The following is a 24,068-nucleotide window of genomic DNA, read 5'->3' as shown; positions in this document are numbered from 1 at the left end:
CATGCCTCATCTCACCATCAAGCACTTCCCCCGGGACGTCGGCGACCAGCAGCGGAAGCAGCTGGCCGAGGAGCTGACCGCGCTCGTGGTGCGGCACTTCGAGGTCCCCGAGGGCGCCGTCTCCATCGCACTGGAGCAGGTGGACCAGTCGTCATGGAAGGGCGCCGTCATCGTTCCGGAAATCATAGAGCGGGAGCACCTCCTCATCAAGGCCCCGAACACTTAAGCCACTTGAGAAAGGAGCGCGATATGACCGACTGCCTCGGACCGCGTCTCAAAGTCGGCGTGGTCCTTCCCGCGACCAACACCTCCGTCCAGCCGGAAATGGAAGCCATGCGCCCCGAAGGGGTGACCAACCACACCGGGCGCATGCAGACCGAGGACACTTCGCTGACCGGTGGCATCGAGGATCTGGTCAGCAGTTACCGGGAGGCGACCCATCGGGCGATCGGCAGTCTGCTGCCGTGCAAACCCGACTGCTTCGTGGTCGCTTTCTCCCCCGAGATCTACTGGGACGGCCCCGGATCCCAGGACGAGGTGGTGGCTTCGATGAAGTCCGCCAGTGGGGGACTTCCGGTCACGATGAGCCCGGACGCCTTCACCACGGCGCTCTCCCATTACGGCGCCCGGCGGCTCGGCGTCATCACCCCGTACGTTCCGGCCGGTGACGACTCGGTGAGCCGCTTCTTCACCGAATCCGGATATGACGTGGTGTCGATGACGGGGCTGGGTTGCAGCAGTCCCGAGCGGATCGCCCATGTGCCCGAGCCCGAATTGCGCGAGGCCGTGAAGGCCGTCGACACCCCGGACGTCGAGGCGATCGTGCAGGTGGGCACCAATATGGCCATGATGCGCGTCGCGGCCGGGGCCGAGGAATGGCTCGGCAAGCCGGTCATCTCCAACAACACGGTGCTCTATTGGCGGGCCCTGCGGCAGAACGGCATCGCCGACCGCATCAGGGGATTCGGCTCCCTGGCCGCCGAGTACTGAGCCCCGCGAGCAGCCCCGTACGACGAAGTCTCGTACGGAGAAACCGGCCGGGCGGGGGCGGGCTTAAACGCCCCCGCCCGGCCCTCCACAAAAAGACAGGAGAACTACGTGAGCACTACCGGCAGTGAGAAGACTGCCATGGACCCGCAGCGGGTCATCGAGGACGACCGGCTTCCCATAGGAAAGCTGCTGGCGCTGACCACGGCCGGATTCCTGGCCATCATGACCGAGACGACGCCCGCGGGCCTGCTCCCGCAGATCGGCGACGGCCTCGGCGTCTCCCAAGGGCTGGCGGGACAGCTCGTCACGCTCTACGCGATCGGTTCCGTGGTGGCCGCCATCCCTGTCATCGCCGCCACCCGCAGCATGCGACGACGGCCGCTGCTGCTCCTCGCGGTGGGCGGGCTGCTGGTGTTCAACACCATCACGGCGCTGTCCACCAGCTACGAACTCACCCTCGCCGCCCGCTTCATCGCCGGTATGGCGGCCGGAGTGGTGTGGGGGCTGCTCGCCGGATACGGCCGGCGGCTGGTCCCCGAACACCTCCAGGGCCGCGCGCTGGCCATCGTCGGGGTGGGCCAGCCGGTCGCGCTGACGCTCGGGGTCCCGCTGGGCACCTGGCTCGGGTCGCTGTTCGACTGGCGCGGCGTGTTCTGGATCATGTCCGGCGTCGCGCTGCTTCTGATGCTCTGGATCCGCGCGCTGGTCCCGGACTTCGCCGGGCAGAGCGCCACCGAGCGGCAGCCGATCCGGAAGATCTTCCTCATGCCGGGCATCGGCGCGGTGCTGGCCGTGGTGCTCCTGTGGATCCTCGCCCACAACATCCTCTACACCTACATCGCCCCGTTCCTGGAGCGGGCCGGTCTCGGTGAGCGCGTCGACCTCGCGCTGCTGGTGTTCGGCGCCTCGGCGATCGTGGGGATCTGGCTCACCGGAATCCTGGTCGACCGCAAGCTGCGCCCGGTCACCCTGCTCAGCCTCGCCGGGTTCGCGCTCGCGTCCCTCGTGCTGGGGGTCGCGGGTACGTCCGTACCGCTGGTGTTCCTCGGCATCGTCGCCTGGGGGGTGACGTTCGGCGGCGCGCCCACGCTGCTCCAGACCGCCAATGCCGACGCGGCCGGGGAGGCGGCCGACGTCGCGCAGTCGATGTTCGTCACCGTCTTCAACCTCGCGGTCGCGGGCGGCGGGGTGTTCGGCGGTCTCCTCCTGGAGTCGGCCGGTGCCGGGTCCATCCCCTGGGTGCTGCTCGGGCTGACCCTCCTGGCCACCGCCGTGGTCGCCCTGGCCCATCGGCACGGCTTCAAGCCCGGCCCCCGGGTGACCGACGGCTGAACACCCGTCGGCCTCCTCCTCTACGGATCCTCTGCGGATCCTCTGCGGATACTGACGCGATGCAGACGTAGTGGAGGAGGCCGTTTCGCATGCCGTCCGTCAGCGGCGGGAGTGGCCGAAGAGCAGGCAGTAGGCGATGAGCAGGACCAGGCGTGCGGGGCACGGTCCGCACCGGGCCGGTCAGGGGGTGTCCGACGCCGCCTCCCCCACCAGTTCCTCCAGGACGTCCGTCATGGTCACGAAGCCGAGGACGGCGCCGTCGTCGCCCGTCACCGCCGCCAGGTGGGTGCCCGCGCCGCGCATCGCCGTCAGCGTGTCGTCCAGCGGGGTGTCGGCCGGTACGCGGGTGACGGTGTGCAGGGCGGTGCGGGGGAAGGGCCGGTCGCGATCGGTCACGCCGAGGGTGTCCTTGATGTGGAGGTACCCCAGAACGGTGCCGTCGGTGCCGCCCGGCCCGCTGACCGGCAGCCGGGAGAAGCCGGAGGCGGCCGCGGTGCGCTCCAGCACGGCGGGGGTGACCCGGTGGTCGACGGTGACCATCTCGCCGAGCGGGACCAGGATGTCGCCCGCCCGCCGGGTGCCCAGCTCCAAGGCGTCGCGCAGCCGCTCGCTGCCGGAGGCGTCGAGGAGGCCCGCGTCGCTGGAGTCCCGTACCAGCCGGATGAGTTCGGCGTCGGTGTAGACCGACTCGACCTCGTCCTTGGGCTCGACCTTCAGCAGCCGCAGCAGTCCGTTGGCGAAGGCGTTGATGCCGAAGACGACGGGGCGCAGCGCGCGGGTGACGGCCACCAGGGGCGGGCCGAGGAGCAGCGCGGTGCGCTCCGGGGCGGCGAGGGCGATGTTCTTGGGGACCATCTCGCCGATGAGCATGTGCAGATAGGTGGCCGCGGTCAGGGCGAGGACGAAGGCGATCGGGTGCACCAGGGCCTCGGGGACGTGGACGGCGGCGAACACCGGCTCCAGCAGGTGGGCGATGGCCGGTTCGGCGACCGCGCCGAGGACGAGCGAGGAGATGGTGATGCCCAGCTGGGCGGTGGCCAGCAGGGCGGACAGGTGCTCCAGCGCCCACAGCACGGTGCGGGCGCGCTTGCCCCCGTCCCTCGCGTGCGGTTCGATCTGGCTGCGGCGCACGGAGATCAGGGCGAACTCGGCGCCGACGAAGAAGGCGTTGGTGAGCAGGGTGAGGGCGCCGATGGCCAGTTGGAGAAGGGTCATCGGGCGTCCTCCTCCGCCGCGGCGGGGGCCGGGGCGGTGATGCGTACGCGGTCGGCGCGGTGGTGGTCGACCTTGAGCACGGTGAGCTGCCAGCCGTCGGTCTCGATGCCGTCGCCCGCCTCGGGGATGCGCTTCAGGGCGGTGGCCATCAGGCCCGCGACGGTTTCGTACGGGCCCTCGGGCACGGTCAGGTCGATGGCGGACAGCTCGTCCAGCCGTACGGCGCCGTCGGCCTCCCAGATGCCGGGCCCGGCGGGCACCAGGGCGGGGGTCTCGTCGGGGTCGTGTTCGTCGCGTACGTCGCCGACGACCTCCTCGACGATGTCCTCCAGGGTGGCGACACCGGCGGTGCCGCCGTACTCGTCGATGACGACGGCCATGGTGTGCGCGCCGCGCAGCCGGTCCAGCAGCCGGTCCACCGGGAGGCTGTCGGGGACCAGCAGCGGAGGGGTGGCCAGCTCGGTGACCGGAGTGGTGGCCCGGCGGGCGGCGTCCAGCGCGAGGACGTCGCGGATGTGCACGGTGCCGACCACCTCGTCCAGGCTGTGGCGGTAGACGGGGAACCGGGACAGGCCGGTGGCCAGGGTGAGGTTGGCGGCGTCGGCGGCACTCGCGTGCGCCTCCAACGCCTGCACGTCCACCCGCGGGGTCATCACGTTCTCGGCGGTCAGCTCACTCAGGTGCAGCGTACGGACGAACAGCTCGGCCGAATCGGGCTCCAGCGCGCCCTCCGCGGCCGAGTGGCGGGCCAGTGCGACCAGTTCGTCCGGGGTACGGGCCGACGCCAGCTCCTCGGCGGGCTCAAGACCGGCGCGGCGCACCAGGCGGTTCGCGGTGTTGTTGAGGTGGTGGATCAGCGGGGCGAAGGCGGCGGTGAAGCCGCGCTGGGGGCCCGCGACCACCTTGGCCACGGCCAGTGGCCGGGAGATCGCCCAGTTCTTGGGCACCAGCTCGCCGATCACCATCAGCACGACGGTCGACACCGCCACGCCCAGCACCGAGGCCACCGACGAGGCGGCCGAGCCCAGCCCCGCGGCCCGCAGCGGGCCGTGCAGCAGGGCGGCCAGCGAGGGTTCGGCGAGCATGCCGATCACCAGCGAGGTCACGGTGATGCCCAACTGGGCGCCGGACAGCTGGAACGTCAGCTTCCGGGCGGCCTTGAGTGCGCTTCCGGCGCCCCGCTCCCCCTCCGCGGCGGCGTGCTCCAGCTCGCCGCGCTCGACCGTGGTGAGCGAGAACTCGGCGGCGACGAACACCGCGCAGGCCAGGGTCAGCGCCAAGGCCAGCAGGACCAGCAGTACTTCGGTCAGCACGCCGGTCCCCTTCCCATGCGCTCGGCAAACCGCTCAGAGGCGGATGCGGGGGCGCATACGGGCGCGTACGCATCGGAAGCGGGGCGAGGGGTACTGGGAGGCTCGTCCATCGCGGGGACCGCGACTCCTTCGTGACTCAAGGGACTGTTGGTAAAAGAACGGTAAAGCACGATCCATGGTTCCCGCCCGGCGGCCCGGCACCCCGCTCTGGCAAGGGCCCCGGGGAAGTGCGGGCGACACCCGGCCAAGTGGCCGAATTGATCCACCCATGACATGGGCGTGGGAGTTGCTTTACCCGGCCGGAGCGTTCGGTCCGGCAAGAACAGTGAACGGCGCACAGAGAAGGAGTGAACGCCACGATGGTGTTCAAACGACTACCTGGCCCATTCGGTGCCGACGGGCCCACCGCGGACCCGGCACCGGCCGCCGGTTCGGTGCGCACCGGCGGGCCGCTGTGGGGCGAGGCACACGAGACCCAGCTCACATCGGCGCTGAGCTGGGCCCCTGCGGCCATGGCGATCGAAGTGGCGTTATCGGCCAACCCGGACGACCTGAATGGCGTCTTGGATGCCGACAGACAGGGCGGGTCGTTCGCGGAGGGGCACGACCCCCGCCGTAAACGCGGAGGGGGAGGCATGGATCCGGCAGGTGACCTGCCGTCACGCGGGGGCCGTCGCGGCGCGGACCGAGACCCGGAACCGGGTCAGCGGTAATGGAATTGCGCGGGTGGTGTGACGTACTTCATGCTGTCACAGATCTGACATAACAGCGCGTAGCGAGACTCCTACCAATTTAGTACGTACTGTTGTGTGATGGTGGAGCTCATCTCGAAACCAGCGAATCCCGTGGAGCATTAGAGGTCAGTCATGCAGCCCTTCGCCTTGAACCATGCGGTCCCAGCCGACCAATCCCCGGCTGTCATTCCGTACTCGTACAACGCCGCCCTCCAGTTGAATGTGCTCCCCGATGGGCGCCCCGCCATCTCGGACCGGGGGGTGCTTCTGGAATGCGGCACGACGACCTCCACGGCGGGCTCCAAGACGCACTTCGACGACTGACCAGCCCACCGACCTCAGACGTCGATGACGGTACTCATCCTGACCTGCCAGGAGGATGTGACAGCGGACCTGGTGGTGGCCGAATTACGCAAGCGAAACGTCCCTCTGCTCCGCTTCGATCCCGCTGACCTTCCCGGGCAGGCCGGGATCTCGACCGAATTCGAGCGCGGTGACTTCACCGGCTATCTGTCGACCGACGGCCGCCTGGTCAGCGTGAACAGCCTGCGATCCATATGGGTGCGCCGCCCGGGGCAACCGGCGGCGCACGCCCCCGAGCCCTCCGAGTGGCTGACCGCCGAGTGCGGTCAGGCCCTGTACGGAATGCTGTATTCCACCGAGGCGCGCTGGATGAACCACCCCAGCGCCGCCCTGTTGGCACGTTCCAAACCGTGGCAGTTGCGCACCGCCCACCGCAGCGGATTCGCCGTTCCCCCGACGCTCATCACCACCTATCCACGCGCCGCCAAGGAGTTCGCAGGCCAGTTCAAGGACATCGTGGTGAAGACCGTCTCGGGCCCTCCGCCGGTCAATCCGCCAATAGCGCTGCCCACCACCCGTATCGACCCTGAAACGGATTTCTCGGGCGTCGCGGCAGCTGCCACGCTTCTTCAGCGCTACATTCCCAAAACGGCTGATATCCGCCTGACCTGCGTCGGCGGCCGTTTGTTCGCCGCCCGGAAGACAGCAGCTTCCGAGCAGGTGGATGGGAGGTATGGTTTCTATGGCCATCTATGGGGCGCGGTGGACGTTCCCCACCGGATCGCCCAGGCCGTCCGGGAATATATGACCCTCGGCGGTCTCGCCTACGGCGCATTCGACTTCGCCGAGGACGAGGACGGCACCTGGTGGTTTCTGGAGTGCAATCAGGGCGGCCAGTTCGGGTTCATCGAGCTGGAGACCGGCCAGCCGATCGCCGCCGCCATCGCCACCTGGCTCGCCGCGCCGCGGACCGCCTAAGGGATCGCCAGCACCGCGACGCCGTTCACCCGGTCGTTCGCGAGGTCGTCGAGCGCGGTGTCCGCGTGGACGAAGGGGTAGCGGGTGACCGTGGCGCGGATGTGGTGGGCGGCGGCCGCGGTGAGGAACTCGCGGCCGTCCTCCCGGGTGTTGGCGGTGACGCTGCGCAGGGTGCGTTCGTGGAACAGGTGGCGTTCGTAGCGCAGGGGCGGGATGTCGGAGAGGTGGATCCCGGCGACGCTGAGCGTGCCGCCCGCGTCCAGCGCCTCCAGCGCCACCGGCACCAGCTCGCCCGCCGGGGCGAAGAGGATCGCGGCGTCCAGCGGTTCGGGCGGCCGGTCATGGGCGTCACCGGCGGAGGCGGCGCCGAGTTCGAGGGCGAGGGCCCGGGCGGCGGCCGAGCGGGTCAGCACATGGACGACGGCGCCGCGCGCGATGGCGACCTGGGCGGTGAGGTGGGCGGAGCCGCCGAAGCCGTAGATGCCGAGGCGTCCGCCCGCCGGCAGCTCGGCGCGGCGCAGCGCGCGGTAGCCGATGATGCCTGCGCACAGCAGCGGAGCCAGTTCCTCGTCGGCGTATCCGGAGGGCAGCTCATAGGCGTACGCGGCCGGTACGGCGACGTACGAGGCGTAGCCGCCGTCCGCGTCCCAGCCAGTGTAGACGGACGCGGGGCACAGGTTTTCGTGGCCGCGGACGCAGAAGCGGCAGCGGCCGCAGGTGCGGCGCAGCCAGGGGACGCCCACCCTGGCGCCGAGCCCGGGCCCGGCGGCCCGCTCCCCCGCCGCGATGACCTCGCCGACGGCCTCGTGCCCGGGGACGACGGGAGTGCGGTGCGGCGGCAGGTCGCCGTCGCGGACGTGGAGATCGGTACGGCAGACCCCGCAGGCCCGGACCCGGACCAGCAGTTCGTCGGCCGCCGGGCGCGGAATCGGCAGCTCCGCCTGGTCGATCCGGCCCGGCGTACGAACCACCCAGGCTCGCATGGTGCCCGGGATGTCAGCATTCGCACCCGTCACACGCCCAACGTAACGCCGCGGCGGGACGGGATGCAGCAGGTCAGGACGGGCTGGGGCGGTCCATCGCGGTCGCGAGGCTCTTCGGACGCATATCGGTCCAGTGCTCCTCGACGTAGTCCAGGCACGCCTGGCGGTCGTCCTCGCCGTGCGCGACGGTCCAGCCCTCGGGCACCTCGGCGAAGGAGGGCCACAGGGAGTGCTGCCCCTCGTCGTTGACCAGCACGACGTAACGGCCGTCGGGATTGTCGAACGGGTTACTCATGGGCTGTCTCCTCGCTGTCTCAACTGATGTCCGGCACGCCTCACGATCTTCCGGCCCTGACGGTACCGGCCGAGGACACGCATCGTGAAGCGGTGCCCGCACGACGTAGCCTGAGCGGTATGGCGGAGGGCACTCGACGGCCGCGGCACGGCGCGTGGCACGGGCAGGGGCCGGTGGTGTGCGTGGTCGCCGTCGGCGGGGCCATCGGCGCGGCCGCCCGGTACGGGGCGTCCCTGCTGTGGCCGACCCCGGCGGGCGCCTTTCCCTGGACGACGCTGCTGGTGAACGTGGTGGGCTGCGCGCTCATCGGCGTCCTCCTGGCGCTGATCGGCGAGGTGTGGGCGGCCCACCGGCTGATGCGGCCCTTCGTCGGCACCGGCGTGCTGGGCGGGTTCACCACCTTCTCGACGTACGCCGTGGACGTCCGGCGCCTCGTCGTGGACGGCCACGCCGCGACCGGGGCGGCCTATCTGGTGGCGACGCTGCTGGCGGCGATGGCCGCGGTATGGGGCGCGGTGGTGGGCACCCGTCGGGTGGTTGGGGCCGTGGGCGCGTACGGCGGCGGGAGCACGGGATGAACGCGAACGGACTGAGGCTGAGCGTCTTCGTCGGCGAGAACGACACCTGGCACCACAAACCGGTCTTCGCCGAAATCGTGCACCGCGCGCACCGGGCGGGACTGGCGGGCGCGAGCGTGTTCCGCGGGGTGGAGGGGTTCGGTGCCTCCTCCCTGGTCCACACCTCGCGGCTGCTGTCGCTCAGCGAGGAACTGCCCGTCTGCGTGGTGATCATCGATACGGAGGAGCGGGTGAGGGCCTTCCTGCCCGAGCTGGAGGAGATCACCGGCGACGGTCCGGTGATCCTGGACCCGGTCGAGATCGTGCGCTTCCCGGAGCGTGACCGGTGAACTGGCTCCTGGTGGTGGCCGGCGGGATGGTCGGCGCCCCGCTGCGGTACCTGACCGACCGGATGGTGCAGTCCCGGCATGACTCGGTGTTCCCCTGGGGGACGTTCGTGGTGAACGTGGTGGGCTGCGCGGTGCTGGGGGCGCTGACCGGCGCCGCGGCGGCGGGGGCCGCGTCGTCGCAGGTCCAGCTGCTGCTGGGGACGGGACTGTGCGGCGCGCTGACCACGTACTCGACGTTCTCGTACGAGACGCTGAAGCTGGCCGAGGACGGGGCGCGCGGTTTCGCGGTCGCGAACGCGGTGGGCAGTGTGGTGGCGGGGGTGGCGGCCGCCTTCGCGGGCGGAGCGGCGGCCACGGCGCTCTGGGGCTGACCCGCGCGGGTGCACCGAGCAGGTACGCCACACAGCCAATGGAACAGGTCGCGCAGGTCAGGGCAGCAAGCGGGTGCCGAGGTCGTCCGCGTCGGCCGAGCGCAGATACGCCAGCAGCACCCGGCGCAGCTCGCGCGCGGCCCTCGGCGGGGCGACGTCCTTGCGGTGGGCGACGGCGATGGTGCGCCGCATCGCATGGCCCGCGAAGGGCGTGATCCGCAGTCCCGAGCGCGCCGCCACCATGCCGGGGAGGACGGCGATGCCGAGGCCCGCCCGTACGAACCCGAGCACCGCGTCCATCTCGCCGCCCTCGACCGTGAAGGACGGCTCGAAGCCTGCCGCCCGGCAGGCCGCCGTGGTGAATTCCCGCAGGTCGTAGCCGCGACGGAACATCACCATCGGCCGGTCGCGAAGGTCTTCGACCCGGATCCGGCGGGCTTTCGTGGGCGGCGGGGCCGCGGGCGAGGAGGCGACCACCAGCTCCTCGCGCAGCAGCTCGGTGGCGGCGAGGGCGGGGGCCTGGCCGGGCAGCGGGGTGATGATCAGGGCGAGGTCCAGCTCACCGGCGGCGAGGGTGCGCACCAGGTCCTGGGAGCCGCCCTCGTCGATGATCAGCTCGATGCCCGGGAACGCGTCGTGGAAGCGGCGCAGCACATCCGGAACGAGGCTGGCGCACAGGCTGGGCGGGGCGCCGAGGCGCACCCGGCCGCGCCGCAGCTGGGCGACCTCCTGCACCTCGCGGCGCGCGGTCTCGGTGTCGGCGAGGATCTGGCGGGCCAGCGGAAGCAGCGCCTCCCCCGCGTCGGTGAGGGCGATGTGGCCGCGCGCGCGGTGGAACAGGTCGGCGCCCAGCTCCCGTTCCAGCGCCTTGATCTGCTGGGACAGCGACGGCTGGGCGACATGGAGCCGTTCGGCGGCGCGGGTGAAGTGGCGGGTGTCCGCGACGGCCGCGAAATAGCGGAGCTGCTGAAGCTGCACGCAGCGATAATAGGCACCAGCTATGGAATCCAGCCACAGCATGTCTTGGACGAATCACCAGGGCCCTGCCTAGCGTCGCAGACATGGCACTGGCGACACGGACGGACACGGGCCACGAGCGGCGGCCCGGCCAGAAGCGGAAGCCGCCGCGGAAGCCGTCCTCCATCGGCTCCGTGTGGCGGTCGACCATCGGTAAGAAGGCCGTGATGGCCGTCACCGGGCTGATCATGCTGGCCTATCTGGTGGCCCACATGTTCGCCAACCTGAAGATCTTCTTCGGGCCCGGCGACCTCAACGGCTACGCGCACTGGCTGCGCACGCTCGGCGAGCCCTTCCTCCCGCACGAGGGGTTCCTGTGGCTGGCCCGCGTCGGGCTGCTGGCCTCCGTCGTCCTGCACGGCGTGGCCGCGTACCAGCTCAGCCGCCGTGACCTGGCGGCCCGGCCGCGCGGCTACGCCCATCAGCGACGGCGGGCGAGCTACGCCACCCGCACGATGCGCTGGGGCGGGGTGATCCTCGGGCTGTTCATCGTCTGGCACATCCTGGATCTGACGACGCTCACGGTGAACGAGCGCGCCGAGCCGGGCCATCCGTACGAGAACGTCGTGGCGACCTTCTCCACCTGGTACGGCAACACCATCTACATCGTGGCGATGCTCGCCCTCGGCCTGCACATCCGGCACGGCTTCTGGAGCGCCGCCCAGACCCTCGGGGCGGGCCGGCCGCGCCGCGACCGGGCCCTCAAACTGGCCGCGAACGGCCTGGCTACCGTCCTGACCTGCGGCTTCATCGCGGTGCCCATCGGCGTGATGAGTGGAGTGGTGAGCTGAGATGAACACGTACACGGACTATGCGACCGGTGCGCCGATCGCCGACACCAAGGCCCCCGAGGGTCCGATCGAGGAGCGCTGGGACCGCCGCCGCTTCGAGGCGAAGCTGGTCAACCCGGCCAACCGCCGCAAGTACACGGTCATCGTGGTCGGTACGGGTCTCGCGGGCGGGGCGGCCGGGGCGACGCTGGCCGAACAGGGCTACCACGTCGTGCAGTTCTGCTACCAGGACTCGCCGCGCCGGGCGCACTCCATCGCCGCCCAGGGCGGGATCAACGCCGCCAAGAACTACCGCAACGACGGCGACTCCATCCGCCGCCTGTTCTACGACACCGTCAAGGGCGGCGACTTCCGCGCCCGCGAGGCGAACGTCCACCGGCTCGCCCAGGTGTCGGTGGAGATCATCGACCAGTGCGTGGCGCAGGGCGTGCCGTTCGCCCGCGAGTACGGCGGTCTGCTGGACACCCGCTCGTTCGGCGGCGTCCAGGTCTCCCGCACCTTCTACGCCCGCGGCCAGACCGGACAGCAGCTGCTGCTCGGCGCGTACCAGGCGCTCAGCCGCCAGATCGCCGCCGGGAACGTGGAGATGCACGCGCGCACCGAGATGCTCGACCTGATCGTCGTCGGCGGGCGGGCGCGCGGGATCGTGGCCCGCGACCTGATCACCGGGCAGGTGTCCACCCACTTCGCGGACGCCGTGGTGCTGGCCTCCGGCGGCTACGGCAACGTCTTCTACCTGTCCACGAACGCCAAGAACTCCAACGCCACCGCGATCTGGCGGGCCCACCGGCGCGGCGCCTACTTCGCCAACCCCTGCTTCACCCAGATCCACCCCACGTGCATCCCGCGCTCCGGCGACCACCAGTCGAAGCTGACGCTGATGAGCGAGTCGCTGCGCAACGACGGCCGTATCTGGGTGCCGAAGGCGAAGGGCGACACGCGCCCGCCCGCCGAGATCCCGGAGGACGAGCGCGACTACTACCTGGAGCGCGTCTACCCGGCGTTCGGCAACCTCGTGCCGCGCGACATCGCCTCCCGGGCCGCGAAGAACGTGTGCGACGAGGGGCGCGGGGTGGGCCCCGGCGGACAGGGCGTGTACCTGGACTTCGCGGATGCCATCGGGCGGATGGGCCGGGCGGCGGTCGAGGAGAAGTACGGCAACCTCTTCGAGATGTACCAGCTGATCACGGCGGAGAACCCGTACGAGGTGCCGATGCGCATCTACCCCGCCATCCACTACACGATGGGCGGACTGTGGGTCGACTACGACCTCCAGACCACGGTGCCCGGGCTGTTCGCGATCGGCGAGGCCAACTTCTCCGACCACGGCGCCAACCGGCTCGGCGCCTCCGCCCTGATGCAGGGCCTGGCCGACGGCTACTTCGTCCTCCCGGCCACCATCAACGACTACCTCGCCCGCCATCCGCACGACGAGGTCGACCCGGCCCACCCGGCGGTGACCGAGGCCCTGGTGTCGGTGACCGACCGGCTGCGGCGGCTGCTGGAGAACGACGGCGACCGCACCCCCGACTCCTTCCACCGGGAGCTCGGCGAGCTGCTGTGGGACGAGTGCGGCATGGCCCGCACCGAGACCGGGCTGCGCAAGGCGCTGGACCGCATCCCGGCGCTGCGCGAGGAGTTCTGGCGGCGGATCAAGGTGCCGGGCAGCGGTACGGAGCTGAACCAGTCGCTGGAGAAGGCCAACCGCGTCGTCGACTATCTGGAGCTGGCCGAGCTGATGTGCCTGGACGCGCTGCACCGCACCGAGTCCTGCGGCGGCCACTTCCGCGAGGAGAGCCAGACCGCGGACGGCGAGGCGGCCCGCGACGACGAGGCGTTCTCGTACGCGGCGGCCTGGGAATTCCGTGGCACGGGTCGCGCGCCCGTGCTGCACCGCGAAGACCTGGTCTTCGGTGATGTCCACCCCACCCAGCGGAGTTACGCATGAGGCTCATCCTGCGGATCTGGCGCCAGCGCGGCCCCGAGGAGCCGGGCGCCCTGACCGTGTACGAGGTCGAGGACATCTCGCCGGAGATGTCCTTCCTGGAGATGCTCGACACCCTCAACGAGCGGCTGATCCTGCGCGGGGAGGAGCCCGTCGCGTTCGACCACGACTGCCGCGAGGGCATCTGCGGGGCGTGCGGCATGGTGATCAACGGGCAGGCGCACGGCCCGGAGCGCACCACCACCTGTCAGCTGCACATGCGGCACTTCCGGGACGGCGACACCATCGACGTGGAGCCGTGGCGCGCCGCCGCCTTCCCCGTCGTCAAGGATCTGGTGGTGGACCGGTCGGCGTTCGACCGGATCATCGGCTCGGGCGGCTTCGTCTCCGCCCCGACCGGGAGTGCCCCGGAGGCGCATGCCACGCCGGTGCCGAAGCCGGTCGCGGACACCGCGTTCGAACACGCGGAGTGCATCGGGTGCGGGGCGTGTGTGGCGGCGTGCCCCAATGGTTCGGCGATGCTGTTCACCTCGGCGAAGGTGACGCATCTGAACGTGCTGCCGCAGGGGCAGCCGGAGCGCGAGTCCCGGGTGCTGGACATGGTCGGCACGATGGACGAGGAGGGCTTCGGCGGCTGTACGAACACCGGTGAGTGCGCGGTGGCCTGCCCGAAGGGCATCCCGCTCCAGTCCATCTCCACCATGAACCGGGAGTTCCTGCGAGCGAGCCTCAAGAACGCTGGGCGCGGGGCCCGTTGAGCAGCAGTGCCTGCTGAATAAAGCGGGACGCCCGGCAGCGGTCTCCGGCGGGGCCGGTGCCGGGCGCGACGTATGGCTACGGATGCGTGGCCAGCGCGCGCGTCCCGGGGGCGCAGGCGTCGAGCAGCGCGGCCCGCTCCTCCTCGGCCAGCTTCAGCGCGTTGCCGCGGCGCCCGCTGTCGAGGAGCGCGGTCGCCGCGTCCAGCCAGGCCGGGAGCGGTTCCACACCGAGGAATTCGGCGAGCCGGACCAGTTCCTTCTCCGGCTCGTCCAGCAGGGTCTCGAAGGACATCGTGGTGCGCAGGGAGGCCGGGACCTCTTCCAGCTTCGCCAGTCCGTCGATGATCGTCTCGGACCACAGGGTGCCGAACTCCGCCAGCGGGATGTGGCGTTCGGTCACCAGGGCGGGGTCGTACCGCTCGGTCAGCAGCGGAGCGAGGTCGGGCGGGAGCTGGGCCGCGTGCGCGGGGGTCAGCTGGTACGGGGAGTCCAGGCCGCAGTGGTCCGCCATCTCCCTCAGCAGCGGGATCATGCGGAAGCTGTAGTGGCGGCTCATGGAGACGGCGCAGTCGGGGCCCTCGCGGTAGAGGTGGAGGAAGCGCGCCTCGGGGAAGCAGCGGCGCATCTCCGGCACCCGGCCGATGGACAGGCCGGTCCGCTCCACGACCGCGCCGGGGCCGCCGAACCGGGCGGCGAGGGCGGCGAACAGGGCCCGCCAGTGGTCCGCCGGGGCGCGGGTGGGCCAGGCGGTGACCACGGGTTCCAGCTCGTCCAGGAGGGCGTCGGGGTCATCGGTCAGATGCGGGAGGACCATGACGCTGATGGCGGGTATGCCGGTGGTCCCGGCGTCGTACCGCCGCTTGGGCAGCCGGGGGTAGAGGAACTCCGGCGTCGTCGCCCCATTTTTGATCATGCTGTTGGTGACCGGGTTGGGACGACAGAGATACCCCCAGAACTCCGGTCCGCTCAGGGGTGTCTCGCTCAGCAGTTCCGGGTCGGGAATACTGGCGAACAATTCACTGATACTTAGCACGTCCGGGTGAAGATTGACGACCTGAGACATAGCCGTCGAGCCACAACGGCCCGTACCGACGATGAACGTCAAGTTCTGGTTGACCACGCGCGCTTTCCTCCCGATCGGTCGAACTCCATTGGACACCATGGGCCGTCTCGGGGATCCCGTGGTGTCCAACTGGTGAAACACACCTAACAGGACACTGTGGGGCGCCAGTCGGTCCCCGGCCCCTCCACACCTTCGCGCAACCTTCACATAAATGACGGTCGTTACCCCAGGTCACCCCGGCCTCACCTGCGGGGAAGTCCAAACCTAGGTGTACGAGACAGCTTCACAACTCCACGACACAGGAACGAACACCGGAACTACCGTAATCGAACGTAATCACGCGTGACACCTCCGTCATCTTTTCGTACCAACAGCACTGCTAGAGTTCCCATCCGTCAGCCCCTCGGCGGACGTTGGGGATTGCCAACCCCCAAGGGTCGTCCGGGAGGGGCGGCAACGGCACATCGGGGGACAAAGCATTGGCACGCCGTGCATCGCACGGTGCGTGTGCTTCACCACCCCTGCGCAAAAGTTGAATTCGGGGAAGGTGTTTCTTCAGTGTTGGTGGAGCGCGACCAGGAGACAGACCGGCTCACGCGCCTCCTGTTCGGCGGCGCCCGCGAGGGAAGTCGGCACGCTGTCATCAGCGGTGTCGTGGCCTCCGGAAAGACCGCACTTCTGCACCAGGTGACGGACACGGCGGGGACGCGTGGCGTCCGGGTGCTGAACGCGGTGGCCTCCGCCTTCGAGCAGGAATTCCCGTACGCCGTCATCGAGCAGCTCTACCAGGGCATGCCCGCCCGCCATCAGCACGCCCGCCCCCGGCCGGGCCTCGACACCCCGCACAGCCCGCACGGCCCTCACCAGGCCGACCTGCCACTGCTCCAGGCCTTCCACCGCGCGCTGGACGAACTCACCGCCGAAGCACCGCTGTTGATCGCGATCGACGACGTCCAGTACGCCGATCTGCCGTCCCTGCGCGCCCTCGCCTACGGCATCCGCCGCTGCCGCTCCGAGGCGCTGTCCGTCGTGCTGACCCGCGGCGCGCTGACCGGGCCCGCCGGTCCGGCCCTGGACGAGCTGCTGCACCGGCCGAACGCGTGCCACGTGCGGCTCGCCCCGCTCACCGTCGCGGGCGTCACCACCCTGCTGACCGAGGAACTCGGCCCCGCCGAGGCCGAGCGCCACGCCGCCGCGTTCCACGACCTGACCGGCGGCAACCTCCTGCTGCTGCGCGGGCTGTTGGACGACCGGTTCTCCCGGCTCACCTGCGCCCCCCGCGACACCGCGCCCGGCACCGGCACCCCCGCGCCCGGCGAGCTGTTCCGGCAGGCGGCGCTGTCCTGCGTCTACCGCGGCGGCCCGGCCCACCACCGGATCGCCCAGGGCATCGCCCTGCTGGGCGACGCCTCGTCCGCACGCCGCTTGAGCAAGCTCGTCGCGATCGAGGAGCGGCAGGTGCGGCAGGCCGTCGCGGCGCTCACCGAGGTGGGCATCCTGCACGAAGCGCAGTTCAGGAGCGCCGACGTGCGCACCGTCCTGCTGGACGACCTGCCCGCGGACGAACTCGCCCGGCTGCACCACCGGGCCGCGCGGCTGCTGCACGAGGAGGGCGCCGACCCCATCGACGTGGCGGGCCATCTGCTCCACCACGAACTGGCCGAGCCGGTCGAGGAGTGGATCCCCGAGACCCTGCGCGACGCCGCCCGGCACGCCGTGGCCGCCGACCGCATGGAACTGGCCGTCAACTGCCTCCAGATGGCCCACCGATGTACCACCGACGAGCGGGAGACGCTCATCCTCCAGGTCACGATGGTGGAAGCCATGTGGCCGTTCAATCCGCTCTCCCAGCTGCGCCGGCTCCAGTCGCTGGCCGGTCCCGCGAGCAACGGGCAGCTGCCCACCGAGTACGCCATCCCGGTCCTCCTCCGGCTGCTGACGCTCGGCCAGACCGCCGAGGCCGCCGCCGCCCTCGGCCGGATCGGCCGGGACGCGAGCCCCGGATCGGAACTCGACACCACGCTGCGGACCATCGACCTGGCCCTCGCCTCCACCTTCCCCGGCTCCCCCGAGCTGCGGACCTTCGTGGAGCGGGCCGAGCCGGACGGCCCCCGCGCGGGCGGCCCGCCGGCGGCCGAGCAGACCCCCGAGTGTCCGCAGCTCACCGCGGGCAAGGCGCTGCGGACCGTGCTGAGCCACGGCGCCGACGACCGCGCCGTGGAGGCCGCGGAGCGGGTGCTGGAGACCACCCGGCTCTCCGACCCGACCATGCCGACCGTGCACGCCGCGCTACAGGTCCTCATCTACGCGGACCGGCTCGCCACCGCCACCACCTGGTGCGACCAGCTGATCGAGCAGTGCGAACGGCGCGGCGCCAAGGGGGTGCTGGCCGCCTTCCGCGCCCTGCGGGCCCAGATCGCGCTGCGGGCCGGACGGCTGCCGGACGCGGTGCGCTACGCGGAGCGGGCGCTGGAGGAGCTTCCGGCCCGCGGCTGGGGCGTCGCCGTCGGAGTGCCGCTCGCGATGCTGGTCAACGCGCACACCGCGATGGGCCACCACGACACCGCCGCCGAGATCCTGGCGCGGCCGGTGCCGGAGGAGATGTTCCGCAGCCGCTACGGGCTCCACTACCTGTACGCGCGTGCCTGCCACCAGCTGGCCACCGGGCGCCAGCACGCCGCCCTCACCGGCTTCCGGGCCTGCGGCGAGAAGATGACCGCCTGGGGCCTGGACTCGCCCGCCATGCTGCCGTGGCGGCTCGGCGCCGCCGAGACCTGGCTGACCCTCGGCAGCCAGGACCGGGCCGCGCGGCTGGCGCAGGAGCAGCTGGAGCTGACCGGCGAGGCGCCCTCGCGCACCCGCGGCGCCGCGCTGCGCGTGCTGGCCGCCACCCGTCCGGTGAGCGAGCGGCCCGCCCTGCTCCAGCAGGCCGTCACGGTGCTCCAGGAGACCGGCGGCTGGTACGAGATGGCCCGGGCGCTGGCCGACCTGGCGGAGGCGCACAAGCACCTCGGCGACCTGGACACCAGCCGGCTGATGACCCGGCGCGCCCTGCGGCTCGCCGACGGGTGCGGCGCCGAGGAGCTGTCCCGTTCGCTCCAGCGCACCCCGGGCCGCACGGCCCTGTCGGAGGCGGCCCGCACCGGCGAGGACACCACCACGTTCTCCGAACTCTCCGACGCCGAGAGCCGGGTGGCCGCCCTCGCGGCCTCGGGCTACACCAACCGGGAGATCGCCGCCAAGCTCTACATCACGATCTCCACGGTCGAGCAGCACCTCACCCGGGTCTACCGGAAGATCAACATCAGCCAGCGCCGCGATCTGCCCGCGAGCCTCGATTTCGACGTCGCCCACACCGCCTGATATCCCAGCGATTCCGCACGGCCCCAAGAGGTTGTTTCCATGACGTCTGCGCCCGCGTCTCCCCTGACGATGCTGGTACCGGACTTTCCTTTCTCCTACGACAACTGGCTGACCCATCCGGCCGGTCTGGGCGCGGTGCCGAGCGAACGGCACGGCACCGAAGTCGCGGTCATCGGCGGCGGAATGTCCGGGATGACGGCGGCGTATGAACTCCTGCGCCTGGGACTGCGTCCGGTCGTCTACGAAGCGGAGCAATTGGGCGGCCGGATGCGTTCCACGCCCTTTCCCGGGAATCCGGAATATGTGGCGGAAATGGGCGCCATGCGCTTCCCCGTCTCCGCGACCGCGCTGTTCCACTACATCGGCACGCTCGGACTGGCCACCCGCCCCTTTCCGAACCCCCTCGCGCCGTCCACGCCGAGCACCCTGATCGACCTGAACGGCCGGCGCCGCCAGGCCCGCACCCCGGACGACCTCCCGGTCGTCTACCAGGAGGTCGCCGACGCCTGGGAGAAGGCGCTCCAGGAGCGGGCCGAGCTGTCCACCGTGCGGGACGCCATCCAGCGGCGGGACACCGCCACGCTGAAGGCCGTCTGGGACCGGCTGGTCAGGGAGTTCGACGACCAGTCCTTCTACGGGTTCCTGGCCACCTCCCCCACCTTCCAGTCGTTCCGCCACCGGGAGATCTTCGGCCAGGTCGGCTTCGGCACCGGCGGCTGGGACACCGACTTCCCCAACTCGGTGCTGGAGATCCTGCGCGTCGTCGTCACCGACGCCGACGACCACCAGGTCGGCATCGTCGGCGGCTCCCAGCAGCTGCCGCGCGGCCTGTGGGAGCACTCGCCGGCCGCCTCCGCGCACTGGCCGGGGGGCACCTCGCTGGCGTCGCTGCACGACGGCGGCCGGCCGCGGCCCGCGGTCACCCGGCTGCGGCGGGCCGGGGACGGCATCCGGGTACGGGACGAGAGCGGCGAGGAGCGCGAGTTCCCCGCGGTGGTCTTCAGCCCGCACGTCTGGACCCTGCTGAACCGGATCGACTGCGACCCGGAGCTGCTGCCCACCCCGCTGTGGACGGCGGTCGAGCGCACCCACTACATGGGCGCCTCCAAGCTGTTCGTCCTGGTCGACCGGCCGTTCTGGCGGGACCCCGACCCGGTGACCGGCCAGGACGTGATGAGCATGACGCTCACCGACCGGATGCCGCGCGGGGTCTACCTGTTCGACGACGGGCCCGACCGGCCCGGGGTGATGTGCCTGTCGTACACCTGGAACGACGACTCGCTGAAGGTCGCCACCCTCACGCCCGAGGACCGGCTGGAGCGGCTGCTGAGCCAGCTGGGCGCGATCTACCCGGACGTCGACATCCGCTCGCACATCGTCGGCGGGCCGCTGACCGTCACCTGGGAGACCGAGCCGCGCTTCATGGGCGCGTTCAAGTCCAACCTGCCCGGCCACTACCGCTACCAGCGGCGGCTGTTCACCCAGTTCATGCAAGACGACATGCCCGCCGAGCAGCGCGGCTTCTTCCTGTGCGGGGACGACGTCTCCTGGACCGCCGGGTTCGCGGAGGGCGCGGTGACCACGGCGCTCAATGCGGTGTGGGGGGTGCTCAACCACCTGGGTGGCGCCACCCACCCGGACAACCCGGGCCCGGGCGACCGCTTCCACGACTTCGCCCCCGTGGAGCTTCCGTACGACTAGGGGTATCCCTAGAAGATTCCCTGGAAGAAGTGGGGGCCGGTGCACCGCACCGGCCCCCACTTCTTCTTCACATATGTCTAGCCGCGCGCGATCTCCTCGAGCCGCTTCTTGTCCGGCTTGCCGTTGCGGTTGAGCGGGAAGGCGTCCAGCACCTCGACCCGGTTGGGCTGCTCGTAGACCGGCAGCACGTCGCACAGCCGCTCGCGCCAGTACTTGGCGTCCCGCCGCTCGTCGTCCTCCACGAAGAAGACCAGCTGCACATCGCCGCGGCGGCGCTCGTCGGGGAGCGGCACGATCCGGGTGGAGATGTGGGCGACGGCGGCCTTGCGCTCGACCAGCTCGGGGTAGAGCAGATAGCCGTAGCGGTGCACCGCGAACTTCCGGCCCAGGACGAAGAGGTTGTCGTCCTCGTCCAGGTAGCCGAGGTCGCCGGTGGGGAACCAGCCGGTCGGCATGGCGTCGAGGCCGCCGTCCTCGGCGAGGTGGCCCTCCAGCGCGTCCGGGGTGTCGACTTCGATCTCACCGGCCTGGCCGGGGGCGGCGGGGACGCCGGACTCGTCGATGATGCGCAGCTTGATGCCGTCCATGGCCCGGCCGCAGGAGACCGGGTTCTCCAGGGTGGCGAAGGCGATGTTGCCCAGCTCGGTGCTGCCGTAGCTGTCCAGCAGCGGCAGTCCGAACTCGGCGACGTAGCCGTCGGAGAGCGCGCCGTCCAGCGGAGCCGCACCGGAGCAGAACATGCGGACCTGCTCCAGCTGCGCCCGCAGCGAGGGCTTGCGGCCGACCAGGTTGAGCATGGTGCGGTAGCTGGACGGGGTGGCGTCGAGCACGGTCGCGCCGGTCCGCCCGGCCATCTGCACGGCCCGGTCGAGGCGCTTGTACGGGGCGATCACCAGGGAGCAGCGGGTGAGCCAGGCGATGAGCACCATGGACAGCCCGTACTGGTGGGCGAAGGGCAGCAGCGGGAGCAGGACGTCGTCCTCCCGGTGCCCCACCTGGGCGGCGTTGCGCTCCAGGTTGGTCAGGAACTTGCGGCCGGACTTGACCGCGCCCTTGGGCTCGCCGGTGGAGCCGGACGTCCACATGATGAGGCCGTCCTGCCGGTCGGCCCAGGCGTCGAAGGACAGCTCGCGGGTGCTGAGCGGGCGTCCGGCGGCCGGGGCGATCACCTCGTAGAGGTTGACCACGCGGCCGTCGTCGTGGATCGGGGAGTCGTCGTCGACGAAGGCGATGGCGGCGCCGGTGCGCCCGGCTATCCGGCGGGTCTCGTCCGGGTGCTCCTGCTGGTCGATCAGGACGATGGACGCGCCGACGTGCATGAGCGCGAACAGCACACTGACGTAGGCGGCGGAGTTGCCCGCCTTGAGGATGACGCGGTCGCCCGGGGCGACCCCGTGCTGCTCGCGGATCACATCGGCGACGCGGATCGCGTCCAGCTCGAAGTCGGCCAGCGTCTGCACCGAGTCGAGCGCGTAGATCTTCGCGGTCATCGAACGTACTCTTTCCTTTTCCCTGGGGAGTGCCTGAGGAGTACGGGCAGCCGCGGCCGTGTGGTGCCTAGGCTCCCTTGTCTTCGGCGCCGGTCTCCCACTCGGCGTCGACGGGGACGTGCGAGAGCAGTTGGTCGTGCACCAGGTTCACGACCTCTCTCCGGCTCGAATCGAGGTAGCCGCGGGACCCGGGAAACACCTCGAGGTCGAAACGTCCGCTGGTACGCCGCCGCCAGGCCCGTACGCCGCGCAGCGGGGTCTTGGGGTCGCCCTCGCCGGCGAGGGCGACGATCCGGCAGCCGAGGGCCGGCGGACCCAGGGCCATGCCCCAGTGGGCGGTCCGGCCGGATACGAACAGGGTCAGCAGGGGCGTCCCGGTCTCCCGCTCCAGGCGCTCGGCCACGCGGTACGCGAGGTCGGCCCCGACCCGGTGCCCGAAGAAGGCGATCGGGCGGTCCATCCACTCGCCCAGCGCGCCGAAGATCCGGTCGACCAGCTCCGGGGAGTCGATCAGCCGCTCGCCGTCCTCACCGTCCGCGCCGTCCCCGAAGCCGGTGTGGAGGGGGTACTGGATCGCGAGCACCTCCACGGTGGGCAGCAGGAGTTCGGACAGGGAGAGGTAGTACGCGGTGGAGTGGGCGGACTCCGGGAAGCAGATCAGCCGGAAACTGCTGGGAGTTTCCGTTTGCAATATCCGAATAAGGCCCACATCATCGGGCTTGACCTGGCTCAAGGAGTACATCCCCGCGATTGCACTGAGGGGGCCGGGCACGAGTGCACGGATGGGGCGTGTCGACCATGTTCGATCGAGGCGCTGACTCCGTGAGGTTATGGCCCCGCTGTGGCGGTCACAACCCCTAGTAACCGCTATCCGGTGTACGCGTTATATGCGGGGTACCACGGCATCCATAGGTGGCGCGGGGCACAACTGGGGACCCCCTCATGCCCCCTGACTTCTCCCCCTACCCCCTAACGTACGGGTGGTCTCTGACCTGGAGTCAAGCAGCCGTGTTAGACATGGCGAAAGCATGTTCTCCATAAGCCAATTAAATCGGTGCGACGACAGCGATGAACACAACACGTCCTATTGATTTCGCCGTCGTTGTCGACGGCTTGGTCAAGCAGTACCCAGGCCGTCCCGCCCCGGCGGTGGACGATCTCAGCTTCACCGTCAACCATGGCGAGGTCTTCGGGTTCCTCGGCCCCAACGGGGCGGGCAAGACCACCACGATCGGGATCCTGACCACCCGGGTCGCTCCCAGCGGCGGACGTGCGTTCGTACAGGGCGTCGACGTGGTGGCGAAGCCCGCGGTGGCACGGCAGTCCTTCGCCGTCGTCCCGCAGCGCAACAACCTCGACCGGTCCCTGACCATCCGTCAGAACCTCACCTTCCACGCCGGTTACCACGGACTGTCCCGCGCCGAGCGGAACCGGCTCGCGGACGAGAGCCTGGACTGGGTGGGCCTGGGCGACCACGCCAAGGCCCGGGCGGACCAGGTCTCCGGCGGCCAGGCGCAGCGCGTGATGATCGCGCGGGCCCTGATGCACCGCCCCCGCGTGCTGTTCCTCGACGAACCGGCCACCGGCCTCGACCCGCAGTCGCAGCTGTTCGTGCGCGACCGGGTCGCCGAACTCAAGCTGCGCGGCGTCACCGTGGTCATCACCACGCACGACATGGACGAGGCCGCCAAGCTCTGCGACCGGATCGGGATCGTGGACCACGGCAAGCTGCTCGCGCTCGACACCCCGGACAATCTGACGAGCAGGCTCAGCAACACCGCGCTGTCGGTCACGGTGCAGCCGCCGCACAACGGGCTCGACGCGGTGCTCGGCACGGTGCGCGGCCTGGATGTGGTCGAGCGGGTCGAGGTGATCCAGCAGGACGACAAGGACCTGGTCGAGTCCATCCTCGGCGGCGGGACCGCCGAAGGCAGCGACGGCAGCGCCCGGATGAAGATCTACAGCGATGCCCCGTCCTCGGTGCTCCTCCCCACGTGCCTCAAGGTCCTGACCGACGCCGGCTGTGAGATCAAGGACCTGAGCGTCAGCCAGGCGAGCCTGGAAGACGTCTTCGTCGAGCTGACAGGGAAAGAGCTGCGATGACCACCTCCACACGACCCACGCCCGACGGAGAGGCGAACTCCGGCGGCAAGGCCGCGGGAGAGCCGTCCACCGGCCGCCAGGACGGCGAGCACCACCGGGCCGCCGACCGCCGACCCGGTGCGGGCACGGTGATCGGCGGCACGGTCGTCTCCGAGAAGAGCGGGGACGGGAAGAGCGACATCGGCGACACCCTGACCCTGGCCGTCACGCCGCCCAAGCCGGGCTCCCAGTCCTCCGGCAAGCGCACCGGGCGGCCCACCGGCCCGGCAGGTGCCAACGGTCCCGCAGGCCCCGCGGGTGCCACCGGCCCCGCAGCCGCTTCGAACGCACCGGCACCGGCACCCGCCCAGGCCGCGGCCCCCGCTCCGGCCGGGGCCCTCGCCGTACGGGAGCCCGCCGCCGCCCCGGCTCCCGCG

22 protein-coding genes and 1 pseudogene are annotated in these 24,068 nt (G+C 70.7%); 15 read left to right on the top strand and 8 right to left on the bottom strand.

What is annotated here, in order from left to right:
• The first annotated feature begins 1 nt into the window (after window position 1).
• The 3 genes from EEJ42_RS54660 to EEJ42_RS16975 all read left to right on the top strand — a co-directional run bounded on the left by EEJ42_RS54660 (window position 2) and on the right by EEJ42_RS16975 (window position 2,322).
• Window positions 2-226, top strand: coding sequence for a tautomerase family protein (locus EEJ42_RS54660; protein WP_123100759.1), 225 nt, complete (start codon window positions 2-4; stop codon window positions 224-226).
• A 23-nt stretch (window positions 227-249) separates the two neighbouring features.
• Window positions 250-990: a maleate cis-trans isomerase family protein gene (locus tag EEJ42_RS16980; RefSeq protein WP_184503130.1), complete on the top strand. Its 741-nt coding sequence runs from the start codon at window positions 250-252 to the stop codon at window positions 988-990.
• 108 nt (window positions 991-1,098) lie between these two features.
• Window positions 1,099-2,322, top strand: a complete 1,224-nt coding sequence (locus tag EEJ42_RS16975) for an MFS transporter (RefSeq protein ID WP_221179381.1) — start codon at window positions 1,099-1,101, stop codon at window positions 2,320-2,322.
• A gap of 180 nt (window positions 2,323-2,502) precedes the next feature.
• On the opposite strand, the gene EEJ42_RS16970 is transcribed toward EEJ42_RS16975, so the two are convergent.
• On the bottom strand, window positions 2,503-3,537 hold the full coding sequence (locus EEJ42_RS16970; protein ID WP_123100756.1) for a hemolysin family protein: 1,035 nt from the start codon (window positions 3,535-3,537) through the stop codon (window positions 2,503-2,505).
• The gene (locus tag EEJ42_RS16965; protein WP_123100765.1) at window positions 3,534-4,847 is read right to left on the bottom strand and encodes a hemolysin family protein; all 1,314 of its coding nucleotides are present in this window, start codon (window positions 4,845-4,847) and stop codon (window positions 3,534-3,536) included. The genes EEJ42_RS16970 and EEJ42_RS16965 overlap by 4 nt, the downstream gene beginning before the upstream one ends.
• 869 nt (window positions 4,848-5,716) lie before the next feature.
• Between EEJ42_RS16965 and tgmA the strand changes: the two genes are divergently transcribed.
• Complete coding sequence (gene tgmA / locus EEJ42_RS16960) at window positions 5,717-5,908, top strand: putative ATP-grasp-modified RiPP (protein ID WP_055552772.1); 192 nt, start codon at window positions 5,717-5,719, stop codon at window positions 5,906-5,908.
• Between the two features lie 24 nt (window positions 5,909-5,932).
• The gene (gene tgmB / locus EEJ42_RS16955) at window positions 5,933-6,865 is read left to right on the top strand and encodes an ATP-grasp ribosomal peptide maturase (RefSeq protein WP_123100755.1); all 933 of its coding nucleotides are present in this window, start codon (window positions 5,933-5,935) and stop codon (window positions 6,863-6,865) included.
• Here the strand turns inward: tgmB and EEJ42_RS16950 are convergent.
• Both EEJ42_RS16950 and EEJ42_RS16945 read right to left on the bottom strand, forming a co-directional pair.
• A complete protein-coding gene (locus tag EEJ42_RS16950) occupies window positions 6,862-7,848 on the bottom strand; it encodes a zinc-binding alcohol dehydrogenase family protein (RefSeq protein WP_123100754.1) in 987 nt (328 codons plus the stop codon). The genes tgmB and EEJ42_RS16950 overlap by 4 nt on opposite strands.
• Window positions 7,849-7,921: 73 nt before the next feature.
• Window positions 7,922-8,143, bottom strand: coding sequence for an MbtH family protein (locus EEJ42_RS16945; RefSeq protein WP_123100753.1), 222 nt, complete (start codon window positions 8,141-8,143; stop codon window positions 7,922-7,924).
• Between the two features lie 119 nt (window positions 8,144-8,262).
• Between EEJ42_RS16945 and EEJ42_RS16940 the strand changes: the two genes are divergently transcribed.
• The 3 genes from EEJ42_RS16940 to crcB are packed head-to-tail and all read left to right on the top strand — an operon-like array spanning window position 8,263 to window position 9,421.
• Window positions 8,263-8,721 (top strand): FluC/FEX family fluoride channel, encoded by a 459-nt coding sequence (locus EEJ42_RS16940; RefSeq protein WP_123100752.1) that lies wholly within the window; start codon window positions 8,263-8,265, stop codon window positions 8,719-8,721.
• Window positions 8,718-9,050 carry a DUF190 domain-containing protein gene (locus EEJ42_RS16935; RefSeq protein ID WP_123100751.1) on the top strand — a complete coding sequence of 111 codons (333 nt, stop codon included), beginning with the start codon at window positions 8,718-8,720 and terminating at the stop codon, window positions 9,048-9,050. The genes EEJ42_RS16940 and EEJ42_RS16935 overlap by 4 nt, the downstream gene beginning before the upstream one ends.
• Window positions 9,047-9,421, top strand: coding sequence for a fluoride efflux transporter CrcB (gene crcB, locus EEJ42_RS16930; RefSeq protein WP_123100750.1), 375 nt, complete (start codon window positions 9,047-9,049; stop codon window positions 9,419-9,421). The genes EEJ42_RS16935 and crcB overlap by 4 nt, the downstream gene beginning before the upstream one ends.
• Before the next feature lie 57 nt (window positions 9,422-9,478).
• On the opposite strand, the gene EEJ42_RS16925 is transcribed toward crcB, so the two are convergent.
• On the bottom strand, window positions 9,479-10,399 hold the full coding sequence (locus EEJ42_RS16925) for a LysR family transcriptional regulator (RefSeq protein WP_123100749.1): 921 nt from the start codon (window positions 10,397-10,399) through the stop codon (window positions 9,479-9,481).
• Between the two features lie 83 nt (window positions 10,400-10,482).
• Here EEJ42_RS16925 and EEJ42_RS16920 point away from each other — a divergent pair, with 83 nt between their 5' ends.
• Genes EEJ42_RS16920 through EEJ42_RS16910 form a run of 3 tightly spaced genes read left to right on the top strand, consistent with a single transcriptional unit; the run spans window position 10,483 to window position 13,932 of the window.
• The gene (locus tag EEJ42_RS16920) at window positions 10,483-11,229 is read left to right on the top strand and encodes a succinate dehydrogenase cytochrome b subunit (protein WP_184503129.1); all 747 of its coding nucleotides are present in this window, start codon (window positions 10,483-10,485) and stop codon (window positions 11,227-11,229) included.
• Between the two features lies 1 nt (window position 11,230).
• Window positions 11,231-13,177: a fumarate reductase/succinate dehydrogenase flavoprotein subunit gene (locus tag EEJ42_RS16915; protein WP_123100748.1), complete on the top strand. Its 1,947-nt coding sequence runs from the start codon at window positions 11,231-11,233 to the stop codon at window positions 13,175-13,177.
• The gene (locus EEJ42_RS16910) at window positions 13,174-13,932 is read left to right on the top strand and encodes a succinate dehydrogenase/fumarate reductase iron-sulfur subunit (protein WP_123100747.1); all 759 of its coding nucleotides are present in this window, start codon (window positions 13,174-13,176) and stop codon (window positions 13,930-13,932) included. Before EEJ42_RS16915 ends, EEJ42_RS16910 begins: the two co-directional genes overlap by 4 nt.
• Window positions 13,933-14,008: 76 nt before the next feature.
• Here EEJ42_RS16910 and EEJ42_RS16905 read toward each other — a convergent pair whose 3' ends face one another.
• Complete coding sequence (locus tag EEJ42_RS16905) at window positions 14,009-14,947, bottom strand: sulfotransferase (protein WP_484422007.1); 939 nt, start codon at window positions 14,945-14,947, stop codon at window positions 14,009-14,011.
• Between the two features lie 606 nt (window positions 14,948-15,553).
• Here EEJ42_RS16905 and EEJ42_RS16900 point away from each other — a divergent pair.
• Together EEJ42_RS16900 and EEJ42_RS16895 are read left to right on the top strand one after the other, a co-directional pair.
• On the top strand, window positions 15,554-18,358 hold the full coding sequence (locus EEJ42_RS16900; RefSeq protein ID WP_184503128.1) for a helix-turn-helix transcriptional regulator: 2,805 nt from the start codon (window positions 15,554-15,556) through the stop codon (window positions 18,356-18,358).
• A 39-nt stretch (window positions 18,359-18,397) separates the two neighbouring features.
• On the top strand, window positions 18,398-20,059 hold the full coding sequence (locus EEJ42_RS16895; RefSeq protein ID WP_123100744.1) for a flavin monoamine oxidase family protein: 1,662 nt from the start codon (window positions 18,398-18,400) through the stop codon (window positions 20,057-20,059).
• A 77-nt stretch (window positions 20,060-20,136) separates the two neighbouring features.
• Here EEJ42_RS16895 and EEJ42_RS16890 read toward each other — a convergent pair whose 3' ends face one another.
• Complete coding sequence (locus EEJ42_RS16890; RefSeq protein WP_123100743.1) at window positions 20,137-21,549, bottom strand: class I adenylate-forming enzyme family protein; 1,413 nt, start codon at window positions 21,547-21,549, stop codon at window positions 20,137-20,139.
• A gap of 67 nt (window positions 21,550-21,616) precedes the next feature.
• Entirely contained in the window at window positions 21,617-22,240 is a 624-nt protein-coding gene (locus EEJ42_RS16885; RefSeq protein ID WP_246096807.1) for a thioesterase II family protein, read from the bottom strand.
• A gap of 377 nt (window positions 22,241-22,617) precedes the next feature.
• On the opposite strand from EEJ42_RS16885, the gene EEJ42_RS16880 reads away from it, so the two are divergent.
• Both EEJ42_RS16880 and EEJ42_RS16875 read left to right on the top strand, forming a co-directional pair.
• Window positions 22,618-23,652 (top strand): ABC transporter ATP-binding protein, encoded by a 1,035-nt coding sequence (locus tag EEJ42_RS16880; RefSeq protein WP_184503127.1) that lies wholly within the window; start codon window positions 22,618-22,620, stop codon window positions 23,650-23,652.
• Window positions 23,649-24,068: pseudogene (locus EEJ42_RS16875) on the top strand (hypothetical protein); the annotation flags it as partial. The gene EEJ42_RS16880 and the pseudogene EEJ42_RS16875, both read left to right, overlap by 4 nt.

This window comes from Streptomyces botrytidirepellens (assembly GCF_003721215.1).
Classification (GTDB): Bacteria; Actinomycetota; Actinomycetes; order Streptomycetales; family Streptomycetaceae; genus Streptomyces; species Streptomyces himastatinicus.
The sequence above is the reverse complement of the archived record's forward strand: the minus strand, read 5'-3'. Positions and strand labels throughout refer to the sequence as shown.

Coding starts and splice junctions, on each gene's coding strand:
- EEJ42_RS54660 (WP_123100759.1), top strand. CDS start 2: ATGCCTCATCTCACCATCAAGCACTTCCCCCGGGACGTCGGCGACCAG.
- EEJ42_RS16980 (WP_184503130.1), top strand. CDS start 250: ATGACCGACTGCCTCGGACCGCGTCTCAAAGTCGGCGTGGTCCTTCCC.
- EEJ42_RS16970 (WP_123100756.1), bottom strand. CDS start 3,537: ATGACCCTTCTCCAACTGGCCATCGGCGCCCTCACCCTGCTCACCAAC.
- tgmA (WP_055552772.1), top strand. CDS start 5,717: ATGCAGCCCTTCGCCTTGAACCATGCGGTCCCAGCCGACCAATCCCCG.
- tgmB (WP_123100755.1), top strand. CDS start 5,933: ATGACGGTACTCATCCTGACCTGCCAGGAGGATGTGACAGCGGACCTG.
- EEJ42_RS16950 (WP_123100754.1), bottom strand. CDS start 7,848: ATGCGAGCCTGGGTGGTTCGTACGCCGGGCCGGATCGACCAGGCGGAG.
- EEJ42_RS16945 (WP_123100753.1), bottom strand. CDS start 8,143: ATGAGTAACCCGTTCGACAATCCCGACGGCCGTTACGTCGTGCTGGTC.
- EEJ42_RS16940 (WP_123100752.1), top strand. CDS start 8,263: ATGGCGGAGGGCACTCGACGGCCGCGGCACGGCGCGTGGCACGGGCAG.
- EEJ42_RS16935 (WP_123100751.1), top strand. CDS start 8,718: ATGAACGCGAACGGACTGAGGCTGAGCGTCTTCGTCGGCGAGAACGAC.
- EEJ42_RS16920 (WP_184503129.1), top strand. CDS start 10,483: ATGGCACTGGCGACACGGACGGACACGGGCCACGAGCGGCGGCCCGGC.
- EEJ42_RS16915 (WP_123100748.1), top strand. CDS start 11,231: ATGAACACGTACACGGACTATGCGACCGGTGCGCCGATCGCCGACACC.
- EEJ42_RS16910 (WP_123100747.1), top strand. CDS start 13,174: ATGAGGCTCATCCTGCGGATCTGGCGCCAGCGCGGCCCCGAGGAGCCG.
- EEJ42_RS16895 (WP_123100744.1), top strand. CDS start 18,398: ATGACGTCTGCGCCCGCGTCTCCCCTGACGATGCTGGTACCGGACTTT.
- EEJ42_RS16890 (WP_123100743.1), bottom strand. CDS start 21,549: ATGACCGCGAAGATCTACGCGCTCGACTCGGTGCAGACGCTGGCCGAC.
- EEJ42_RS16880 (WP_184503127.1), top strand. CDS start 22,618: ATGAACACAACACGTCCTATTGATTTCGCCGTCGTTGTCGACGGCTTG.